At 58.0% G+C, this 21,306-nt stretch carries 21 protein-coding genes; 17 read left to right on the plus strand and 4 right to left on the minus strand.

The features are described from left to right. Positions 1-264 precede the first annotated feature (264 nt). The 3 genes from AC27VJ_RS19165 (at position 265) to AC27VJ_RS19175 (ending at position 1,164) form a co-directional block, all read left to right on the plus strand. Positions 265-387 (plus strand): hypothetical protein, encoded by a 123-nt coding sequence (locus AC27VJ_RS19165; protein WP_488685351.1) that lies wholly within the window; start codon positions 265-267, stop codon positions 385-387. Positions 388-482: 95 nt separating this feature from the next. Then, positions 483-749, plus strand: a complete 267-nt coding sequence (locus AC27VJ_RS19170) for a type II toxin-antitoxin system prevent-host-death family antitoxin (RefSeq protein WP_113088321.1) — start codon at positions 483-485, stop codon at positions 747-749. Further along, positions 742-1,164, plus strand: a complete 423-nt coding sequence (locus tag AC27VJ_RS19175) for a hypothetical protein (RefSeq protein WP_488685352.1) — start codon at positions 742-744, stop codon at positions 1,162-1,164. Before AC27VJ_RS19170 ends, AC27VJ_RS19175 begins: the two co-directional genes overlap by 8 nt. A 26-nt stretch (positions 1,165-1,190) precedes the next feature. Here the strand turns inward: AC27VJ_RS19175 and AC27VJ_RS19180 are convergent, their stop codons facing one another. Next, positions 1,191-2,843: an acyl-CoA dehydrogenase family protein gene (locus AC27VJ_RS19180; protein WP_113088323.1), complete on the minus strand. Its 1,653-nt coding sequence runs from the start codon at positions 2,841-2,843 to the stop codon at positions 1,191-1,193. 154 nt (positions 2,844-2,997) lie between these two features. On the opposite strand from AC27VJ_RS19180, the gene AC27VJ_RS19185 reads away from it, so the two are divergent. The 4 genes from AC27VJ_RS19185 to dprA are packed head-to-tail and all read left to right on the plus strand — an operon-like array spanning position 2,998 to position 7,047. Further along, on the plus strand, positions 2,998-3,939 hold the full coding sequence (locus AC27VJ_RS19185; protein ID WP_113088324.1) for an aspartate carbamoyltransferase catalytic subunit: 942 nt from the start codon (positions 2,998-3,000) through the stop codon (positions 3,937-3,939). After that, positions 3,936-5,222: a dihydroorotase gene (locus AC27VJ_RS19190; protein ID WP_488685354.1), complete on the plus strand. Its 1,287-nt coding sequence runs from the start codon at positions 3,936-3,938 to the stop codon at positions 5,220-5,222. The genes AC27VJ_RS19185 and AC27VJ_RS19190 overlap by 4 nt, the downstream gene beginning before the upstream one ends. 32 nt (positions 5,223-5,254) lie before the next feature. Then, positions 5,255-5,872: a glycerol-3-phosphate 1-O-acyltransferase PlsY gene (plsY, locus tag AC27VJ_RS19195; RefSeq protein ID WP_488685355.1), complete on the plus strand. Its 618-nt coding sequence runs from the start codon at positions 5,255-5,257 to the stop codon at positions 5,870-5,872. A 32-nt stretch (positions 5,873-5,904) separates the two neighbouring features. Next, on the plus strand, positions 5,905-7,047 hold the full coding sequence (gene dprA, locus AC27VJ_RS19200) for a DNA-processing protein DprA (RefSeq protein WP_488685356.1): 1,143 nt from the start codon (positions 5,905-5,907) through the stop codon (positions 7,045-7,047). Here dprA and AC27VJ_RS19205 read toward each other — a convergent pair. After that, positions 7,000-7,257: a hypothetical protein gene (locus tag AC27VJ_RS19205; RefSeq protein ID WP_454892316.1), complete on the minus strand. Its 258-nt coding sequence runs from the start codon at positions 7,255-7,257 to the stop codon at positions 7,000-7,002. The genes dprA and AC27VJ_RS19205 overlap by 48 nt on opposite strands. Positions 7,258-7,492: 235 nt before the next feature. Here AC27VJ_RS19205 and topA point away from each other — a divergent pair, with 235 nt between their 5' ends. The 6 genes from topA to rpmG all read left to right on the plus strand — a co-directional run bounded on the left by topA (position 7,493) and on the right by rpmG (position 15,145). Next, positions 7,493-10,210 (plus strand): type I DNA topoisomerase, encoded by a 2,718-nt coding sequence (topA, locus tag AC27VJ_RS19210; protein ID WP_488685357.1) that lies wholly within the window; start codon positions 7,493-7,495, stop codon positions 10,208-10,210. After that, on the plus strand, positions 10,207-12,558 hold the full coding sequence (gene rnr, locus AC27VJ_RS19215) for a ribonuclease R (RefSeq protein ID WP_488685358.1): 2,352 nt from the start codon (positions 10,207-10,209) through the stop codon (positions 12,556-12,558). Before topA ends, rnr begins: the two co-directional genes overlap by 4 nt. A gap of 20 nt (positions 12,559-12,578) precedes the next feature. Beyond that, positions 12,579-13,019: a DUF983 domain-containing protein gene (locus AC27VJ_RS19220; RefSeq protein ID WP_488685359.1), complete on the plus strand. Its 441-nt coding sequence runs from the start codon at positions 12,579-12,581 to the stop codon at positions 13,017-13,019. Positions 13,020-13,070: 51 nt separating this feature from the next. Continuing rightward, a complete protein-coding gene (locus tag AC27VJ_RS19225; protein ID WP_488685407.1) occupies positions 13,071-13,706 on the plus strand; it encodes an NUDIX hydrolase in 636 nt (211 codons plus the stop codon). An 8-nt stretch (positions 13,707-13,714) separates the two neighbouring features. Next, a complete protein-coding gene (locus AC27VJ_RS19230) occupies positions 13,715-14,887 on the plus strand; it encodes an MFS transporter (protein ID WP_353575611.1) in 1,173 nt (390 codons plus the stop codon). A 90-nt stretch (positions 14,888-14,977) separates the two neighbouring features. After that, entirely contained in the window at positions 14,978-15,145 is a 168-nt protein-coding gene (rpmG, locus tag AC27VJ_RS19235) for a 50S ribosomal protein L33 (protein WP_003496403.1), read from the plus strand. A 793-nt stretch (positions 15,146-15,938) separates the two neighbouring features. Here rpmG and AC27VJ_RS19240 read toward each other — a convergent pair. Both AC27VJ_RS19240 and AC27VJ_RS19245 read right to left on the minus strand, forming a co-directional pair. Further along, entirely contained in the window at positions 15,939-17,306 is a 1,368-nt protein-coding gene (locus tag AC27VJ_RS19240) for a PleD family two-component system response regulator (RefSeq protein WP_488685360.1), read from the minus strand. A gap of 15 nt (positions 17,307-17,321) precedes the next feature. Next, positions 17,322-17,693: a response regulator gene (locus AC27VJ_RS19245; RefSeq protein ID WP_034854043.1), complete on the minus strand. Its 372-nt coding sequence runs from the start codon at positions 17,691-17,693 to the stop codon at positions 17,322-17,324. 129 nt (positions 17,694-17,822) lie between these two features. On the opposite strand from AC27VJ_RS19245, the gene AC27VJ_RS19250 reads away from it, so the two are divergent. The 4 genes from AC27VJ_RS19250 (at position 17,823) to AC27VJ_RS19265 (ending at position 21,279) form a co-directional block, all read left to right on the plus strand. Beyond that, positions 17,823-18,131, plus strand: a complete 309-nt coding sequence (locus AC27VJ_RS19250) for a DUF3572 domain-containing protein (RefSeq protein ID WP_113088334.1) — start codon at positions 17,823-17,825, stop codon at positions 18,129-18,131. Between the two features lie 83 nt (positions 18,132-18,214). Next, the gene (locus AC27VJ_RS19255; protein ID WP_488685361.1) at positions 18,215-19,501 is read left to right on the plus strand and encodes a DNA polymerase IV; all 1,287 of its coding nucleotides are present in this window, start codon (positions 18,215-18,217) and stop codon (positions 19,499-19,501) included. Between the two features lie 149 nt (positions 19,502-19,650). Beyond that, positions 19,651-20,889: a L,D-transpeptidase family protein gene (locus AC27VJ_RS19260; protein ID WP_488685362.1), complete on the plus strand. Its 1,239-nt coding sequence runs from the start codon at positions 19,651-19,653 to the stop codon at positions 20,887-20,889. 99 nt (positions 20,890-20,988) lie between these two features. Continuing rightward, positions 20,989-21,279, plus strand: coding sequence for a hypothetical protein (locus tag AC27VJ_RS19265; protein WP_113089442.1), 291 nt, complete (start codon positions 20,989-20,991; stop codon positions 21,277-21,279). The last annotated feature ends 27 nt before the right edge of the window (positions 21,280-21,306 follow it).

Here is a 21,306-nt window from a genome sequence, read left to right on the forward strand (position 1 = left end):
TCACCTTCAACTATTGAGGGAATTAAAGACAAAATACACATCTCTTATGCACAATGAGCAAACCAAACTTCTGGCGAATTCTCTTGATCGAGCGTCCACCGCTTGCGTCGTTGCTGGCCTGATTGCTCCCGCTGCAAGTATCGCCAGCCACATGCCGGGCTCACCCGGACTATCCATCAGCACCACTATTGGAACAGTGATTTGGCTTTCCGCAGCAGTTGCATTAAATTTGTTGGCAAGACGCACCCTTGGAGGGTTGAGATCATGACTGGAATGGAACTCTTCTTCTATGTCGCCTTGCCGGTGAGTATCGTTACCGCTGGCTGGGTTGCCGTCCGCCCGAATGAACGCAATGCTAAAAAGACGCGGCTGCATCCGGGCGAATAGGTTTCCGAGGCCTATGAGGTAAGGCGTAGAATAAAGCCAATTGCCAGTTTTCTGTATTTTCTGTATTATCCAGAAAATCAATCTGGAGTCTGACTTTGAGCCAAAAATCCATCACGACTGCAGAGTTCATGCGCCATTTCGGGCGCTACCATGATCAGGCCCAAAAAGAGCCGATCACTCTGACAAAGCACGGACGTCCATCGGTGGTGGTGCTACCAGTGGACCTGTTTGAGAAATTGGCAGGCAATCAGGATGTGCGTCAGGCCTATGCTGCCGGTGAGATGCCGGACGATATCGCCTCTCTTTTCAGCGAGCAACTCGAAGCCGATTCAAAGGAATATCAGGCATCACGCGATGAGTGAAAAGTTCAGGCGCGGTGATATTGTTGCCTACCCTTATCTTTGGCGATGGCAGAACGAGGCTGACCCGCAACGTGATCACGGCGAAAAAGACCGCCCTGCTTGCATGATCCTTGCGATCAAAGACACGCAAGGCCTTACGCATATCCTGTTGCTTCCCGTATCGTCCAAGCCACCGCACGGTGACCAGAAAGCAATTGAAATACCGGGGCTCGAATTGCGCCGTGCGAAACTGAACCGCTACAAGCGCGGCTGGATCACCGTCAGCGAGTGTAATTATGACGTGATCGAACGCTCTTATCATTTCGACGCACGGCGGGAGCCAATCGGTCGGTTCAGTGACGCCTTTCTAGAAGAGATCAGATCGGCCTTTGCACCGTTTTTAGCGACAGGCTCCGCAAAGGTGAGTCGTACCTAGACCGGAGCCTGTAGAGGCTCCCGACTTTACGCCGCAGGCGGATACAGCAGATCGATAATATAGGTCGGGTCAAACCGGCTATCCAGCATGCCGTAGGTGTGGCGCCAGCCACCGGCCAGGCGCGTCTCGAGGAAGGCGTCGGCGATGCGGCCGGCGCCGATGCGGCAGAGTTCGGCGGCGGCGGCAGCGAGTGCGAATTGTTCGACCAGCAGGCGGGCAGCACCTTCGTCACGTTCGCACAGAGCGATTGCCGCACGCAGGACTTCGGTGGTTTTCTTGCCGGATGGGCCGAGGTCGCGTTCGAGCGTTTCGAAGACGAGGTCGAACAAATCCTTGCCGCGCTGGAGAACGCGCAGCACATCGAGCGCCATGACGTTGCCGGAACCCTCCCAGATCGCATTGACCGGGGCTTCGCGGTAATGCCGGGCGATGGGGCGGTCTTCGACGTAGCCGCTGCCGCCGAGGCTTTCCATCGCTTCATAGATCAAGGCAGGCGCAATCTTGCAGCACCAGTATTTGACGATGGGCGTCATGACTCGAGCGTAGGCCGCTTCCGCCGGATTGTTGCGGGCGCTATCGAAGGCAGCAGCAAGGCGGAAGGAGAGAGCGGTTGCTGCCGCGACATCCAGTGCCATATCGGCCAGAACGCGCGTCATCACCGGCTGGGTGACCAGCGGTTTGCCAAAGACGTTGCGGCCACGGGCGAAATGGACAGCTTCGGCCAGCGAGGCGCGCATCATGCCGGAAGAGGCCAGCGCGCAGTCCAGCCGCGTCAACGTCACCATGTCGAGAATTGTGCGGATGCCGGCACCTGGATCGCCCAGGAGATAACCGAAAGCATCGGTAAATTCGACTTCGGCAGAGGCGTTGGAGCGGTTGCCGAGCTTGTCCTTCAGGCGCTGAAAATGCAGACCGTTGGCTGAACCATCTTCCAGAAAACGCGGCACCAGGAAGCAGCCCATGCCATCGCCCATCTGGGCCAGCATGACGAAGCCATCGCTCATGGGTGCGGACAGGAACCATTTGTGGCCTGACAGACGATAGATGCCCTCACCTACCCGCTCCGCCGTGGTGCGGTTGGCGCGAACATCGGTGCCGCCCTGCTTTTCCGTCATGCCCATGCCGATGGTGACGGCGGTCTTCTGCATGGCGGGTTTTTGAGAGGAATCATATTTGCGCGACAGGATTTTCGGCGCCCATTCCTGCTGCACGCGCGGCGATGTCATCATGGCCGCGACGGAGGCGTGCGTCATGGTGAGCGGGCAGAGATGCCCTGCTTCCAGCTGCGATGTCAGATAGAACTTGGTGGCGCGGGCCTTGTGTTCGTTGCCGCGCGTTTCAGGCGTATTTTCCCAGGCGCTGCTGTGCAGGCCTGATGACATGGAACGGCGCATCAACGCGTGCCATGCGGGGTGGAACTCCACCTGATCCAGCCGCTCTCCGCGGGGGCCGTGGGTGTGCAGTTTGGGCGTGCTGACATTGGCCATGCGCGCCAGTTCTTGCGCTTCCGCCGACGTCACGTAACGACCGATCTGGTCGAATTCATCGCGCAGAGGGCGCGAAAGACTGGAGGTCAAATCCACGATCAACGGGTCTGAGCGATAGGCATTGATGCCGGACCAGAGGTTGGGCTGGTTCAATTCGGCAAGCTGTTCTTCGGTCCGGTTCATATTCGTCATCGCGTGGCTATATCGGGATTCGCATTTTATTGCATGTATTAGGTCTGGCACGGCTTATCGCATGCTTGCCGACAAAGCCACCTGTCTTTATAGACCCGTTGACTAAAGCCAGAGCCTTGCCACACGCTCTATTGCGACCCGGAGGACATTTTCCATGGTCTATTATCCCCACCGCCACCTGCTTGGCATCAAGGGGCTTTCCCATCAGGATATCACCACTCTTCTCGACAAGGCCGACGAGGCGGTGAAAATCAGCCGCCAGCGGGAAAAGAAGACATCGACCCTGCGCGGACTGACCCAGATCAACCTGTTTTTCGAAGCATCGACGCGCACACAATCGTCCTTCGAACTGGCCGGAAAGCGGCTGGGTGCCGACGTGATGAACATGTCGGTGGGCAATTCATCCGTCAAAAAGGGTGAGACGCTGATCGATACGGCCATGACGCTGAACGCCATGCGCCCTGATGTGCTGGTGGTGCGCCATTCTTCAGCGGGCGCCGCTGCACTTCTGGCGCAGAAGGTGGCCTGCTCGGTGGTCAATGCGGGTGATGGCCAGCATGAACATCCAACGCAGGCGCTGCTGGATGCACTGACGATCCGCCGCGCCAAGGGCACGTTGTCTGGCATGACGGTGGCGATATGCGGTGACGTGCTGCATTCACGCGTGGCGCGCTCCAACATCATTCTCTTGAACCAGATGGGCGCGCGGGTGCGCGTCGTCGCACCGCCGACGCTTCTGCCATCGGGCATCGCGGATATGAGCGTGGAAGTGTACCACGACATGAAAGAAGGTTTGAAAGGTGCAGACGTGGTGATGATGCTGCGCTTGCAGCGCGAGCGCATGTCCGGTTCCTTCGTGCCTTCGGTGCGCGAATATTTCCATTATTATGGGCTTGATGCCGAAAAGCTGAAGGCTGCCAAGGAGGATGCACTCGTGATGCACCCCGGCCCGATGAACCGCGGCGTCGAAATCTCATCCGAAGTGGCAGATGGTCCGCAGAGCGTGATCGAAAGCCAGGTGGAAATGGGGGTCGCCGTTCGCATGGCCGTTATGGAAACGCTTCTTCTTTCGCAAAATCAGGGAGAGCGCGTATGAGCACCGTTCTCAAGAATGTTCGCATCATCGACCCATCCCGCAATCTGGATGAGCTCGGAACGATCATCATCGGTGCCGATGGTACGATCCTCGCCGCTGGCAAGGATGCGCAGAACCAGAGCGCGCCTGAGGGTGCGACGGTTCGCGATGCCAAGGGCTTGGTCGCCGTTCCCGGTCTGGTGGACGCCCGCGTTTTCGTGGGCGAACCGGGTGCGGAACACCGCGAAACCATAGAATCCGCTTCGCGCGCTGCGGCAGCGGGTGGCGTGACCAGCATGATCGTGATGCCGGACACCGACCCTGTCATCGATGACATCGCACTCGTGGAATTCGTGAAGAAGACCGCGCGCGACAAGGCGCTGGTCAACATCTACCCGGCAGCGGCCCTGACCAAGGGTCTGCGCGGCGAAGAAATGACCGAATTCGGCATGTTGAAGGAAGCCGGTGCCGTTGCCTTTACCAATGGCCGCAAGGCGCTGTCGGATACGCTGGTGCTGCGACGTGCCATGACCTATGCGCGCGAACTGGACGCGGTGATTTCGCTTGAGACCCGCGACCAATATATTGGCCATGGCGACATGAATGAGGGGCTGTTTGCAAGCTGGCTCGGTCTTTCAGGCATTCCAAAGGAAGCTGAGATCATTCCGTTGGAACGTGACCTACGCATCGCAGCGCTGACCCGCGCCAACTACCACGCCGCCAAGATTTCCGTGCGCGAATCTGCCGAAGCGATAAAGCTGGCGAAGAGCCGTGGCGTGAAAGCCACCTGCGGCATTTCCATCAACCATCTGACGCTCAACGAAAACGACATCGGCGAGTACCGCACCTTCTTCAAGCTCTCCCCACCGCTGCGTTCAGAAGACGACCGCATGTCCATGGTGGATGCGTTAAAGGACGGCACGATCGATATCATCGTTTCCTCGCACGACCCGCAGGATGTGGACACCAAGCGCCTGCCGTTTTCGGATGCGGCGAGCGGCGCCGTCGGGCTCGAAACCATGCTGGCGGCAGCGTTGCGCCTCTACCATAGCGACCAGGTGCCGTTGATGCGCCTGATCGACGCGCTCTCCACCCGTCCGGCGCAAATCTTCGGGCTGGATGCCGGAACGCTGAAGCCGGGTGCCAAGGCCGATATCACGCTGATCGATCTCGATGAGCCATGGTTAGTATCCGAGAAAAATCTGGTTTCGAGGTCCAAGAATACGCCATTCGAAGACGCCCGCTTTACCGGCCGCGCTGTTGCGACTTATGTTGCGGGCAAGCTGGTGCATTCCGTACAATAAGAATGACACGATAGGACCGAGGGGACCTTGCAATGACCACATTGACTGAATGGCAGACAGCGCCTGCGCTTCTCGCTCTTGCTGTCCTGATCGGCTATCTCTTGGGGTCTATTCCGTTCGGGTTGATCCTGACGCGGGCGGCGGGTCTGGGGGATGTTCGCAATATCGGGTCGGGCAATATCGGTGCGACCAATGTTTTGCGCACCGGCAATAAAAAGCTGGCGGCGGCGACTTTGCTGCTTGATGCCTTGAAGGGCACGGCGGCGGTTCTGGTGGCCAATGCCTTATGGGGTTATGAGGCTTCGCTGGTTGCGGGGTTCTTTGCATTTCTGGGCCACCTGTTTCCGGTGTGGCTGGGCTTTAAGGGTGGCAAGGGTGTTGCCGTCTATATCGGCGTGTTACTGGGCATTGCGCCCATCATGATGCTGGCTTTTGCCGTGATCTGGCTCGCCACGGCCTTTCTGACGAAATATTCTTCTTTATCCGCCTTGGTTGCAATGCTTGTCATTCCGGTTGCATTGTGGCTATTAGGTCCGCACAAGACAGCGCTTGTGATGACGCTGCTGAGTGTCATTTCCTGGTATATGCACCGGGAAAACATCAAGCGTCTGCTGGCGGGGACTGAAAGCAAGATCGGTAAAAAGGGCTGAGGCCAAGTGTCTCGCCCTGACGGGGGCGAGATATGCCGCATGATGGCGAAACAAAGCGCGGTATTGCGCTGACCGAGCGGCAACGCGTGGCATGGCTGCGGCTGATCCGCAGCGACAATATCGGCCCTGTCACCTTCCGCGAACTCATCAATCATTTCGGCAGCGCCGAAAAGGCGCTGGACGCCCTGCCCGACCTTTCGCGCCGGGGTGGAGCCGCCCGCAGCCCTCGCATTGCCAGTGTTGCCGAAGCAGAACGGGAAATCGAGGCCGCCGAGAAGTTCGGCGCACGCTTCGTCGGCATCGGCGAGCCGGATTATCCGCCAGCTTTGCGCGAAATCGACGGTGCGCCGCCGATCATTTCCATGAAGGGTTCAGGCCGAACCGCGATACGGCCTTCCATCGGTATCGTCGGCTCGCGCAATGCCTCCATCAACGGTGCGAAATTTGCGGCCATGCTGGCGCGGCAATGTGGTCAGGCGGGCTATACGATTGCGTCAGGCCTTGCCCGGGGCATCGATGCCGCCGCACATCATGCCAGCCTCACTACCGGCACGGTTGCAATGTTGGCGGGCGGGCTGGATAAGCCTTACCCGCCTGAAAATCTACGGCTGCTGGATGAGATTTACGGCAATGGCGGTACCAGCATCAGTGAAATGCCTTTCGGCTGGGAGCCGCGTGCGCGAGACTTTCCGCGACGTAACCGGCTGATTGCCGGTGTCTCGCTTGGCGTTCTGATCGTGGAGGCGGCGGATCGGTCGGGCTCGCTGATTACGGCAAGACTTGCGGGCGAGTTCGGGCGTCTGGTGTTTGCGGTCCCCGGCTCACCGCTCGATGCCCGCTGCCATGGCACAAACAGGCTGATCAAGGACGGGGCAATGCTGGTGACGGAGGCTGCCGACATTCTGGATGCGCTGCGGCCTTTGATGGAGCCGACCTTGCCTGTTCAACACATTGCCAAGGAAAGCACCGAGGATATGGATATATCACCACCCGGTGACGATGACCGCAGCATCGTGGCTTCGGCGCTAGGGCCATCGCCGGTGGAGACCGATGACATTATCCGCCACACCGGGCTGCCAGCATCCACGGTCTATCTGGTGCTGCTGGAGCTAGATATTGCGGGGCGTCTAAATCGGCATTCCGCGGGGCGGGTTTCGCTCATTATGGCCGACTGAAAGGTTGCGCCGGCCGGATTGAATATCTCCGGCCTCAATATAAGCCATTTCTATGAGGTAACATAGCATGTCGGCGCCCTCGCGTTCTGCAACGATGCGCAGTTCGGCGAGGATCTGCCTGATATAGGCGAGATTTTCCGACGTCTGTTGATCCCTGCTCTGGCTGCTGTTTTGTGCACTCACGACGATAGTCACCCCGGTTGAACTCATGGAAAGCGACGTTCAGCAAAGAGCATCGCTTAAGTTGAGCAACCATAACTTGTTTATCTTTAATTGCAAATGAGAATTCAATCTACAATAGGTTGCATCTTGTTGTAATGGCAGAAAAACGCCCCTTGCCTCTTGACCCAAACGCATTACCTGTCCATGTCGAAATAAAGGTCGCTCTGTTGCACGTTGAAAAACGGCAAGGCATGTTAACGGGCAAGTTCCGAAAGAAGAAAATATGAAAGTTGTCGTCGTAGAATCCCCCGGGAAAATCAAGAGCATCAATAAGTACCTCGGTTCCGACTACAAGGTTCTCGCCTCCTTCGGTCACGTGCGTGATCTGCCGGCCAAGGATGGCTCAGTATTGCCAGACCAGGACTTTGAGATGAGTTGGGAGGTCGATACCGCCTCACAGAAGCGGATGAAGGACATCGCCGATGCGGTGAAATCCTCAGACGGCCTAATCCTCGCAACCGACCCTGACCGTGAGGGAGAGGCAATTTCCTGGCACGTCCTGGACGTGTTGAGGAAAAAGCGCGTGCTGGGCGACAAGCCAGTAGAACGCGTCGTCTTCAATGCAATCACCAAGAAGGCCGTTCTCGACGCCATTGCCAACCCACGCGACATCAACATTCCGCTGGTGGACGCTTATCTCGCTCGCCGCGCGCTGGACTATCTCGTCGGCTTCAATCTCTCGCCGGTTCTGTGGCGCAAGCTGCCCGGTGCGCGTTCTGCTGGCCGTGTGCAGTCAGTGGCGTTGCGTCTAGTCTGCGACCGCGAGTCGGAAATCGAGCGTTTCGTTTCGGAAGAATACTGGAACATCTCCGCGCTTTTGAAGACGCCGCGTGGCGATGACTTCGAAGCCAAGCTGGTGATGGCCGATGGCAAGCGCCTGCAGGGCAAGTCCATCAAGACCGGAGACGATGCCACCCGTCTGAAAGGACTGCTGGAAGGCGCGACCTATGTGGTCGATACGGTTGAGGCAAAGCCCGTCAAGCGCAATCCCGGTCCTCCCTTCACCACCTCCACCTTGCAACAGGCGGCGTCGTCTCGTTTGGGCTTCGGCGCATCACGTACCATGCAGGTGGCACAGAAGCTTTATGAAGGTGTCGATATTGGCGGCGAGACTGCCGGTCTGATCACTTATATGCGTACCGATGGTGTGCAGATTGCACCAGAAGCCATCGACGCGGCCCGTCGTGCGATTGGTGAGCAGTTTGGCGAACGTTACGTGCCGGAAAAGGCGCGCTTCTATTCGACCAAGGCGAAGAACGCACAGGAAGCGCACGAAGCAATCCGCCCGACCGATTTCAGCCGCACACCGGACAAGATGAAAGGCTTCCTGGATACCGACCAGTTGCGTCTTTATGAGCTGATCTGGAAGCGCGGCATTGCCAGCCAGATGGCGTCTGCCGAAATCGAGCGCACCACGGTCGAGATTCTGGCCGATAACAAGGGCGAGAAAGCAGGCCTTCGTGCCGTTGGTTCCGTCATTCGTTTCGATGGCTTCATTGCCGCCTATACAGACCAGAAGGAAGAGGGCGAACAGAGCGACGACGGTGATGAAGATGGCCGTCTGCCTCTGATCAATGCCCGCGAGAACGTCGCCAAGCAGAAGATCAATGCCAGCCAGCACTTCACCGAGCCGCCACCACGCTACTCGGAAGCATCGCTCATCAAGAAGATGGAAGAACTCGGCATCGGTCGTCCTTCCACCTATGCGGCGACGCTGAAAACTCTGAGCGACCGCGAATATATCATTGTCGACAAGCGCAAACTCATTCCGCATTCGCGCGGACGCTTGGTGACGGCGTTCCTCGAGAGCTTCTTCACCAAATACGTGGAATACGACTTCACCGCTGATCTGGAAGAAAAGCTCGACCGGATTTCGGCTGGAGAGCTGGACTGGAAGCAGGTTCTTCGCGATTTCTGGAAGGACTTCTTCGCGCAGATCGAAGACACCAAGGAACTGCGCGTTACCAACGTGCTGGATGCGCTGAACGAGGTTCTGGCACCGCTGGTGTTCCCGAAGCGTGAAGACGGCTCCGACCCGCGCATCTGCCAGGTGTGCGGTACGGGCAATCTTTCGCTGAAACTTGGCAAATACGGCGCCTTCGTCGGCTGCTCCAACTACCCGGAATGCAATTTCACACGCCAGCTGAACTCGGATGGTGCGGAAGCGGATGCCGCTGCGGTCAACGAGCCAAAGGCGCTGGGCGCTGACCCGCATACCGGCGAAGAACTGACGCTGCGGTCGGGTCGTTTTGGGCCTTATATTCAGCGTGGAGATGGCAAGGAAGCCAAGCGCTCCTCGCTGCCCAAAGGCTGGAAGCCTGAAGACATCGATCACGAGAAAGCGCTTGCGCTCATTAACCTGCCGCGCGACATCGGCAAGCACCCGGAATCAGGCAAGATGATTTCGGCGGGTCTCGGGCGCTATGGTCCCTTCCTGCTGCATGATGGTGGCTATGCCAATCTGGAAAGCATCGAGGACGTGTTCTCCATTGGCCTCAACCGCGCTGTGACTGTGATTGCCGAAAAGAAGGCGTCGCCGGGTCGTGGCCGTTCTTCCACACCTGCCGCGCTGAAGGAACTGGGCGACCACCCCGATGGCGGTGCGATAACCGTTCGTGACGGCAAGTATGGTCCTTACGTAAATTGGGGCAAGGTCAACGCGACCATTCCCAAGGCGCAGGCGCCTGACACGGTGACGCTGGACGAGGCGCTGGTGCTGATTGCAGAGCGTATTGCAAAGACCGGCACCGGCAGCAACGGCAAGCCCGTGAAGGCCAAGAAGGCCGCTGCACCGAAAAAGACCACCAAGGCCGCAAGCGCCGATGGCGAGACAAAAGCCAAGGCGAAGCCTAAGGCTGCGGCGAAACCAAAAGCGGCTGCAAAGCCCAAAACAGCGGCCAAGGCTAAAGCCGCTCCTAAAGCAAAGAAGGCAGAATCTTGAGCAAAGCACCGCGCAAAACATCCGGTTCGGCGGGCGATGGCTTCGGCCGCACCGGTCGCGGGAAAAAAGTTCTCGAATCTGCTGGCATCATCCACGGCGAAGTTCCGCCGCGCGATGTGCTGCTGAAATTCATTGCCGAACACCCCGATCAGGCCTCCAAGCGCGAAATCGCCAAGGCCTTCGGGTTGAAGGGCGAAACGCGCATCGTGCTGAAGGCCCTTTTGAAGGAGCTTGAGACCGATGGCATGCTGCATAAGAGCCGCAAGTCGCTGATGCGTCCGGGCGGTCTTCCGCCTGTAACTGTTCTCGACATCACCACGCGCGACAAGGATGGCGGCCTGATCGGTCGTCCCGCAGAATGGCCGGAAGAGAACGGGGCGGCTCCTGCCGTCATCATTCGCCAATCTTCTGCCGACCGTCAAAAGGGCAAGGCTCCGGTGGGTGGCATTGGCGACCGGGTGCTGGCCAAGATCTTCCCTTCCAAGGAAGCGGTCGGCCCCGCCTATACCGCGCGCATCATCAAGCTGATCGACAGACGTCAGGGCGGATCGCTCGGCGTGTTCAAGGAAACGCCGGGGGGCGGCGGACGGCTGATGCCGATCGAGCGTCGTGGCGATGAAATGGTCATTGATCCCGATGGCGTAGGCGATGCCAAGGACGGCGATCTGGTGGAGGTGGAAACCTCGCGCAACAGCGGTCGTTACGGCCTGCCGCGTGCGAAGGTTCTGTCTGTCGTCGGTTCCGTTGCGTCAGAAAAGGCGATCTCTATGATCGCCATTCATGCCCACGGCATTCCGCACATCTTCCCATCGGACGTGCTGGCAGCAGGAGATGCAGCCAAGCCCGCGACGATGGCGCATCGTGAAGACTGGCGCAAACTGCCGCTCATCACCATCGACCCGGCTGATGCCAAGGACCATGACGACGCCGTCTATGCGGAGCTGGACTCCTCGCCCGACAACCCAGATGGCGTGATCGTAACCGTCGCGATTGCCGATGTTTCCTATTACATCCGTTCCGGCTCACCGCTGGACCGTGAAGCGCTGAAGCGTGGCAACTCGGTCTATTTCCCCGACCGCGTCGTGCCGATGTTGCCGGAGCGCATTTCCAACGATCTCTGCTCGCTGAAGGAAGGCGTGGACCGCCCTGCCCTTGCCGTGCGGATGGTCTTTTCCAAGGAAGGCCGCAAGGCCAGCCACACCTTCCACCGCATCATGATGAAGAGTGCTGCCAAGCTCTCCTACCAGCAGGCGCAAGCCGCGATTGACGGCAACCCGGATGACAAGACCGGTCCGATGCTGCAGCCGATCCTGCGGCCTCTTTGGCACGCCTATGAGGTGATGAAGATCGGTCGCGACCGCCGCCAGCCGCTTGAGCTGGACATGCCGGAACGCAAGATCATTCTGAAAGCGGATGGCACGGTTGACCGTGTGCATGTTCCCGACCGTCTCGACGCGCATAAGCTGATCGAAGAGATGATGATCCAGGCCAATGTCTGCGCCGCCGAAACGCTGGAGCAGAAAAAACAGCGTCTGGTTTACCGCGTCCATGACGCGCCGACGATTGCCAAGCAGGAAGTGCTGCGCGAATTCCTCAACACCATTGGCTATTCGCTGGTCAAGGGCGGGCAGGTTCGCGCCAATTCCTTCAACGGCATTCTGGCGCGCGCGCTGGACACGCCGCATCAGATCATCGTCAACGAGATGGTGTTGCGCTCTCAGAGCCAGGCGATCTACAGCCCTGACAATATCGGCCATTTCGGCCTGAACCTGATGAAATACGCGCATTTCACCTCGCCGATCCGCCGTTACGCTGACCTTATCGTGCATCGCGCACTGGTTGGTTCACTGGGTCTTGGCGAAGGTGGCATCACGCCACAGGAAGAAGCGACGCTGGCCGATGTCGCTGCTGAAATCTCGACTTTCGAGCGGCGTGCGATGGCAGCAGAGCGTGATACGGTCAACCGGCTGATCGCGCATCATCTTTCGCAGCGCGTGGGCGAAGAATTCGAAGGCCGGGTCGGCGGTGTCACCAAGGCGGGACTATTTGTCGCGCTGCCGCAGTTTGGCGCTGACGGGTTCGTTCCTATATCTACGCTGGGTACGGACTATTACATCTATGACGAGGCGCATCAGGCTCTGACGGGTGAAAAGACCGGACTTGGCTATCAGCTGGGCGATGCTGTTCAGGTTCGTCTGGCTGAGGCCGTGCCTCTGGCCGGTGCCTTGCGGTTTGAAGTGTTGAACGAAGGCAAGAAGATGCCGACGGCGACACGCTCCTTCCACAAGACCACACGCCGCACCAGCGGCCCGACACCCGGCACGAGACCGCCCCGCAGACGCAGATAACAAGTCCAGAGGACACGCGCATGACGACGACCGAGACGCAGACAGTGCAGTATGGTGGCAAACCGGAAGACCGTCCGCTTGGTCGCTCGATCATGCGTGGCATATTGAGCCGCTGCCCGGCCTGCGGCAACGGCCATCTCTTCCGCGCATGGCTGAAGCCGGTCGATCAATGTGCATCCTGTGGCGAGGACATGCACCACCAGCGCTCGGACGACCTTCCACCTTATATCTCGATCATGATCCTCGGCCACGTCGCCGTTGGCGGCTTCATGATGACGGATACGGTGTTTCTGGTTCCGATGTGGGTTCACTTCGCCATCTGGGTGCCGATCACCATCCTCGTCGCGCTGCTGACGATACAGCCCATCAAAGGTGGAGTCATCGGTCTGCAATGGGCCTTGAAGATGCATGGTTTCAGCCATGAGCCCGAGAAAGAACAGATCGACGGCTCGTCTCACTGACATGGTGTAGCGCCTGTGCGTACCGAACCATCCCTTGAGCCATCACCCTATATGCGTCCGAAAGATGCGGCCTCCATTCTGCTGCTCGACAGATCGACGGACAGGACACGCGTGCTGGTCGGAAAGCGTAGCAGTGCGCATGTCTTCATGCCCGATGTTTTCGTATTTCCCGGCGGACGGCGCGATGCCCGCGACCACGCCCTGCCCTATAGCGGTGATTTGCATCCTGCCGTCACAGACAAGCTCATCCACGCCGCTTCGCGGCGATTGACCGCTTCCGGTGCGCGGGCACTGGCGCTGGCGGCCATACGCGAACTGCATGAGGAAACGGGCCTGCGCTTTGGCGGTGATGCGGGCGAGTGTCATGCACCCGATCTTTCGCACCTGCGTTTCGTCGCCCGCGCCATTACGCCGCCCGGCAAAGTACGGCGTTACGATACGCGGTTCTTCTGCTGTTTTACCGATGAAGCAGGCATAAATCCCAATGCTTTCAGCGATTCGGAAGAGCTGCTGAGCCTTCAATGGCTTGACATTGAGGACAATTCCAGTCTGAACATGGCACCCATTACACGGTTGGTTCTCGAAGATGTCACAAAGTTCATGATAGGTGATCCTTCACTGCAATTCGAAAGCCCGGTGCGACAATATTTCGAGCGTCGCGGCAAATTCATTCGTGGCTTTCTATAAAGGTCTTCATGTCCCATCCGACTTGCGACGCCGACGACATTCACTGGCCCTCGCTCATCGCCGCCATCTCTGCAATCAGCGCCGTTGGCATCGCCATCGGTCTCGGTCTGCCGCTGCTCAGCATCATTCTTGAAAAGCGCGGCATCTCCTCGAGCATGATCGGCCTCAACACGGCCATGGCTGGCGTGGCCGCCATGATGGCAGCACCTGTGACGAGCCGGCTGGCGCACGAGTTCGGCGTGGCGCGTACCATGATGACGGCGGTGGTCGTCTCCGCCATTAGCGCGCTCGGCTTTTATTTTGCCGATGCCTTCTGGATGTGGTTTCCGCTGCGAATCGTCTTCCATGGTGCCACCACCATGCTGTTTATTCTCTCGGAGTTCTGGATCAATGCCGCAGCGCCGCCCAAACGGCGCGGAATGGTGCTGGGCATGTATGCAACCGGCATGGCCGTTGGCTTTGCAGGCGGGCCGCTTTTGTTTTCCGCCATCGGCAGCGAGGGAATCACTCCCTTCCTCGTTGGCTCCGCCATCATCCTGCTGGCAGCGATTCCCATCTTTCTGGCCCGTAACGAAAGCCCGGATCTGGACGAAAAGCCCGCGCATCATTTCGTGCGCTATATCTGGCTGGTGCCAATGGCGTCTGCGGCTGCCTTCGTCTACGGCTCCGTGCAGGCAGGCGGACTATCGCTGTTTCCCGTCTATGCGACTCGCGAAGGCTTCAGCGAATCGCAGGCTGCCTTGCTGCTGACCGTTATGGCCATCGGCAATATGGCGTTTCAGATCCCGATTGGCATGCTTTCCGACCGCATCAAGGACCGTCGCATTCTTCTGGGCCTCATGGCGCTGACGGGCGTCATAGGCACGCTTGCGCTGCCCTTGCTGGTGGATAACTGGGTTTTGCTGTCGTCTCTGCTGCTGCTGTGGGGCGGCTGCGTCTCTGGCATGTATACGGTGGGCCTGACGCATCTCGGCTCGCGCCTGACCGGCTCTGACCTCGTGGCCGCCAATGCCGCCTTTATCTTCTGCTACGCCATCGGCACAATCGCCGGGCCGCAGACGGTGGGCATCTCCATGGATGTGCTGGGAACCGATGGCTTTGCCTGGGCTTTGGCGATGTTTTTCGCGCTTTACGTGGTTCTTTCCATTGCCCGTTCGGTTTTCGGATCAAATCGGACTTGACTTTTCGGGCGCGATCCGTAGTTTCGCGCCAGATTTAGCCGGGGTCGAACAGGTCCGCGGCTTCACCTATTTGTTAAAGGCAGGACGACCATGGCGAAAGCTACAACAATCAAGATCAAGCTGCTGTCGACGGCCGACACCGGTACTTTCTACGTCACCACCAAGAACAGCCGTACCTTCACGGACAAGATGACGAAGACCAAGTACGATCCAGTCGTACGCAAGCACGTTGAATTCAAGGAAACGAAGATCAAGTAATTTCCTTTGCAGACTATGCACAAAAAACGCGCCCCTAGAGGCGCGTTTTTTGTTGGTCGCTTTTTCTGACGTGAAAGCACCACGCATCGACACGGCAAGCGGATGCGCGGAACGGGTCAAGCTGCTGCTGAAAGAGAAATGTGCGGGAGAGGAAAGTGGGTCGACCGGGACAGCAATGACAGCACGAGGAACCGTTCAATAGCGTCGCCGGTCGACCAGCCCCAAGACCCAGGAGATGCGGCGGACCTGAGCACCATGGGGGATTTGAATATCTTTGCTTCCCTGTAGGGAAAGCGTCCGGTCAAAGAACCCACGCTCTTCTACTTCCATACAGCGGCGAAATGCGCTGTTAGTGCAGAAGTTATCTTATGTAAGAAAGTGTCGCGTAAGATTTGGGGAAAATCAACAAATTATTAAACGAATCGTCGCGAGATCAGCCGATATGGTTAAATATCCCGCGATGATACAGGCACACAGCTAATACAGCGCAAATTAATACATAATAACTCCCCGCAATTTTGCAGGGTAAATTTCACCTATCTAAAATAATATTTTAGAATAGACTTCAGCGCCTGCTCCGCCCGCCAGAATTTGCGTAGAACAAACAGGCGGCCGATATCCGGAAAAGTGATTTTCAACTGAAAAATCCAAGAAGTTTTTGCATTGCAAAACGCCACGGCAGGCCGCGCATCTTTCGATGTGACGACAATCACGCCCGCATCACGAATGCGACAGGTCTATACTGTTGTTGTGGATAACAATCAGAGGGCCGAAATATCAGCCCTGAAAATCCTCATGCCGCCGAAGCGACAACGCGATTGCGCCCGGCATTCTTCGCTTCGTAAAGCGCACGGTCAGCCTGGCGCATCAATTGCTCCGGCGTCTCAATCGAAGTCGAATTCGTGGCGATGCCGAGCGATGCCGTAATGTGCAGTTCGCGGCCAGAGCGCAGCACGAATGGTCTGCCTTCGATGATGGAGCGCAGGCGCTCCGCAACCGAGGCCGCCATTTCAACAGGCGTATCCGGCATGACGACGACGAACTCCTCGCCGCCATAACGGCAGGCAAGGTCTGCACCGCGCACGGTGGATCGAACACGGCTTGCGAATTCCCGCAGAACCTCATCGCCCGCATCATGGCCATAGGTGTCGTTAACATGCTTGAACCGGTCGATATCCGTCATGCAGACGGACAGAGGACGTCCGCGTGTGGCAGCACGGTTAAACAGAATCTTGAGGTGATTATCGAGGTAGCGGCGGTTGTTGAGACCCGTCAGATCGTCAATAACGGCCAATTCCATCGTCTGATGCAGGTTTTCGCGCAGGCGATTGTTGAAGCGCTTGCGCTTGATCTGCGTCAGCGTGCGGGCCACCAGCTCATTGGGATCGATGGGGCGCACGATATAGTCGTTCACGCCAAGCTCCAGCGCCCGCACGATCATCGTCTCGTCGCCCTGCTCGGTAATCAGCAGCAGCGGCAGGAAGCGTGTGCGTTCCAGCGAGCGCAGCTGCGAACACAGGCGCAGCGGATCGAAATCATCGAAGTTGGAATTGATGATGACCATTTCATAGTCGTTCTCAGCCGCTTCGAAGAGCGCATTGCCCGGCTCTGCTAGCGCAAAGACTTCCGCCACCGGCTTCAGCGCCTTGATAATGCGCTCCTGCGAGCTGCCGCGGCCATCAACCAGCAGCACGCGACCGGGTTGCTCGATCTGCGCGCCTTCTAGGATGGGATCGCCAACACCGATGGTCTGAGCGGTCTCGGCACGCATGCGCAACTCGTCGCTCATGGTTTTCAGGCGCACAAGGCTTTTGACGCGGGAGATGAGCTGTAGATCATTGACGGGCTTGGTCAGGAAGTCGTCGGCACCGGCTTTGAGACCGCGTACGCGGTCTGCGGGCTGATCGAGCGCAGTCACCATGACGACGGGAATATGGGCTGTTTTCGGATTGGCCTTCAGTCGTTCGCAGACTTCGAAGCCGTCCATGTCGGGCATCATGATGTCGAGAAGGATGATGTCGACCTGCTCGGTATTGCAGATATCCAACGCTCTCGCACCATTTTCCGCGCAGAGAACATCGAAATATTCCGCCGACAGCCGAGCTTCGAGCAGCTTCACATTTGTCGGAATGTCATCGACGACCAGAATTCTCGCAGTCATTCGCCCAACCCTGTCTCACGCATCGCCAAGATAAGTTTTGATCGTCTCGATGAACTTTGGCACAGAAATCGGCTTGGAGACATAGGCTTCGCATCCGCCCTGGCGAATACGCTCCTCGTCACCCTTCATGGCAAAAGCCGTGACCGCGATGACGGGTATAACATGAAGCTCGTCGTCTTCCTTCAGCCATTTCGTGACTTCTAGTCCGGAAACCTCCGGCAGCTGGATATCCATCAAAATCAGATCGGGGCGATGCTTGCGGGCAAGTTCGAGTGCTTCCATGCCATTGCGGGTCTGGATGGTGGTATAGCCAGACGCCTCTATCAGATCACGAAAGAGCTTCATGTTCAGCTCGTTGTCTTCAACTATCATGACCTGTTTAGGCATGGAACCAGTCCTTGTTTCGCTTTGAAACCACTTCATAGACATATAGGGTGTCAAAGAACCGATTCCATTATCCCCCAGGGCGGTACGCTAGTGGGATTTGGTTGAGAAATAGGTAACTTCAGTAAACAAATGCTGCGCGACACAAAAAACGACAGGACTGTTCGCAAAGACGGCCATGAAACGGCCATCGCCATACTTGGCTGGCTGGCCAGTGAGCCCGATATGCTTGCCCGTTTTCTCGCGCTCACCGGCGTGCAGCCAAACATGTTGCGCCAGGCCGTCAACGACCCCGGCTTCCTCGCTGGCCTGATCGACTTCATCATGAGCCACGAACCCGACCTGATGGCCTTTTGCGCAGCAACTGGAACAAAGCCTGAAGACGTTGAAGCAGCGTGGCACCAGTTCTCCGGACCGGGGCTGAGTTCTGGCGAGTATTGAGCTGTCACTGCGCATCCCTCGTCTATTGAGGACTCTTTCATAACATATTATGGTGCCGGACGTTCTCTTTTTGTTTCTGAGCCATGGCCGCTGCACTCTCGACCTATGATCCCGGTTTCTGCCGTGACTGTCTGGCTGGCCAGCCGGAGGGCATACGGCGTTGTCGCAGGTGCGGCAGCCCTCGCCTCGTCTTTCATTCCGAGCTTTACGATCTGCCGATTGCCCATATCGATTGCGACGCCTTTTATGCATCGGTCGAGAAGCGCGACAATCCCGAGCTTGCCGACAAGCCGCTGATTATCGGCGGCGGCAAGCGTGGGGTGGTTTCGACGGCATGCTACATTGCGCGCATCCATGGCGTGCGCTCGGCCATGCCGATGTTCAAGGCGCTGGAGGCCTGCCCGCAGGCGATTGTCGTGAAGCCGAACATGGAGAAATACGTCAAGGTCGGGCGGGAAATCCGTGCCATGATGCAAGACTTGACGCCGCTGGTGCAGCCGATTTCCATTGATGAGGCGTTTCTCGATCTTTCCGGCACCGAGCGGCTGCACCACGATCCGCCTGCGCGCGTGCTTGCGGAATTTGCGCGCCGAGTGGAGAAGGAAATCGGCATTACCGTTTCCGTCGGGCTGTCCTATTGCAAGTTTCTGGCAAAGGTGGCGTCCGATCTGCAGAAACCTCGCGGCTTTTCGGTGATCGGCGAGAAGGAGGCGATGTCCTTCCTCGCTGCCCGGCCCGTCACGACCATCTGGGGTGTCGGCAAGGCCTTTGCCGCCACGCTGGAGGCGGATGGCATCCGCATGATCTCACAGTTGCAGGAGATGGATGAGAGCGACCTGATGCGCCGTTATGGCTCCATGGGCCAGCGGCTGTTCCGGCTGTCGCGCGGCATAGACGACCGCGACGTTCACACCAATGATCCGGCCAAAAGCGTGTCGTCCGAAACGACCTTCTTCAACGATATTTCACGCCACGAAGATCTGGTGCCGATCCTGCGTTCACTGTCTGAAAAGGTAGCGTGGCGACTGAAGAAAAACGAGGTGGCCGGGCATACTGTCGTTTTGAAGATGAAGACGGCGGATTTCAAATCCCGCACCCGCAACAAACGTCTGGAAGACCCGACGCAGCTTGCCGACAGGATATTCCGCACGGGTATTTCGCTGCTGGAAAAAGAGACCGACGGCACGAAGTTCCGGCTGATCGGCATCGGCGTTTCGGACCTGTGCCACCCCACCCTTGCCGACCCGCCCGACCTTGTGGACAAAGGTGCAGGGCGTCGTGCGGCGGCGGAAGCTGCCATGGACAAACTGCGAGACAAATTCGGCAAGGGAGCCGTCGAGACCGGCTATACATTCGGTGCGAAAAAGTAGCCGGTTACACACAGTCGTGATGATATTTAAAAGTTTCCTTAAATCCCACACGCTACTCTGATCTGTGAAAAAGCCGCCTTGGTTTTTAGGTGGCCCTTAGCTCCTGTGCCTTGCGTATGAAGGCACGTTTTGTATTGCGTTGGAGTGACATGATGTTGCGTGCATTTGTGGGAGCCTGCCTCCTTTCAACTTCCGTTCTGGTGCAGACGGCCTTTGCCGGGGATGCGCGAAGTCTGCAGGTTGTCGTTTCCAAGAGCGAGCAGATGCTATCGCTCTATGAGGACGGCGAAGTGATTGCGACGTCGAAAGTCTCCACCGGCAAGGCGGGACACGACACGCCGAGCGGCATCTTCTCCATCATCGACAAGCGCAAATACCACGAGTCCAATATCTATTCGGCAGCGCCCATGCCCTTCATGCAGCGGCTGACATGGTCCGGCATTGCGCTGCACGAGGGCCGCGTGCCGAATTACCCAGCCTCGCATGGCTGCATTCGCCTGCCTGCCAAATTCGCCAAGTCGCTCTACGGCATGACGGCGCGTGGCGTGCATGTCATCATTTCCGATGCGGATGTCTCACTGCGCCACATCGACCACCCTGCCCTTTTGCAGCCCAAGGACACGGCTGATGACGGGTTGATGCTATCCGATGTCGAGCTGCGCCCGGCAACCTTCGATGCTTCGCTGAAGCTGGTGGAAGTTGCAGTCAACCAGACGACGAGTTCCGTGAAGCCCAAGGCATCTGTGGAAACCAACCGCTCGCCGCTTCGCATTCTGATCACCCGTCGCGGCGACCGTGAGAAGATCATGGATGTGCAGCAACTGTTGACCAGCATCGGCTTCGATGCTGGCGTGGCAGATGGTTTCATGGGCCAGATGACCGAGACCGCCATCAATGGCTTCAAGCGCTGGAAGGGTATGAAGACCACCGGCCCGCTGCTGAGTGATGATTTCGTGGATGCACTTTACACTTCCGCCGGTGCAGAAGCCGCGCCAAACGGCCAGCTCATGGTGCGGCGCGACTTCAAGCCCCTGTTCGAAGCGCCCATCCATATCAAAGACCCGCATGTGGCGCTCGGCACCCATTTCTTCGAGGTCATCGATATGGACCGCGACAAGGGTAAGGCGGAATGGAACGGCCTGACGCTGGAAAACCATCTGCCAGCCGCCGCCCGCAAACGCCTCGGCATCGACGTGGCGGAGGCGCCGGGCGGTTCCAACCAGCTGAATGCGGTGCTGGATCGTCTTGAAATACCGGATGTGATCCGTGACAAGCTCGAGGCAGAGCTTGCCGTCGGCAGTTCCATCACCGTTGCCGATCTCAGCCACGGGCTGGAAACCGGACAGGGAACGGACTTCATTACCGTGACGCGCGACCGCCCAATGTAACGAAGTGCCTCCGCCCGCAGGATGTGCACGTCTTGCGGGAACGGAAGCCGGACCAACGGCGTTGACATAGCTCACCATTACAGCGTGGAGAGCCAGCAAATGAACATCAAATATGTAGCAGCAGCCATTCTTGGTCTGGCCTGCGTTTCGGCCGCGGAATCACCCAAAAATTACAGCGTTTATGCCGGGCCGGACGTGACAAGCGATCCCATCCTTCTCGACGTCTATGACCGGGCGCTGTCAAACTGCACGGCTGAAGCCAGCTCGCCACCACGTGGCACTGCCTACACGACATCCTATTACTACAATGCGGCGCTGCGGGCGTGCCTGTCTCGTCACGGCTTTATCGACAAGGGTGCTTTTGCTTTTCCGACCAACAGCCTGTTCTGAAACCGGTTCAATTTTCCGCAACAAGAA

The sequence above is a fragment of the Agrobacterium sp. 20P9.1.2 genome (assembly GCF_057799395.1).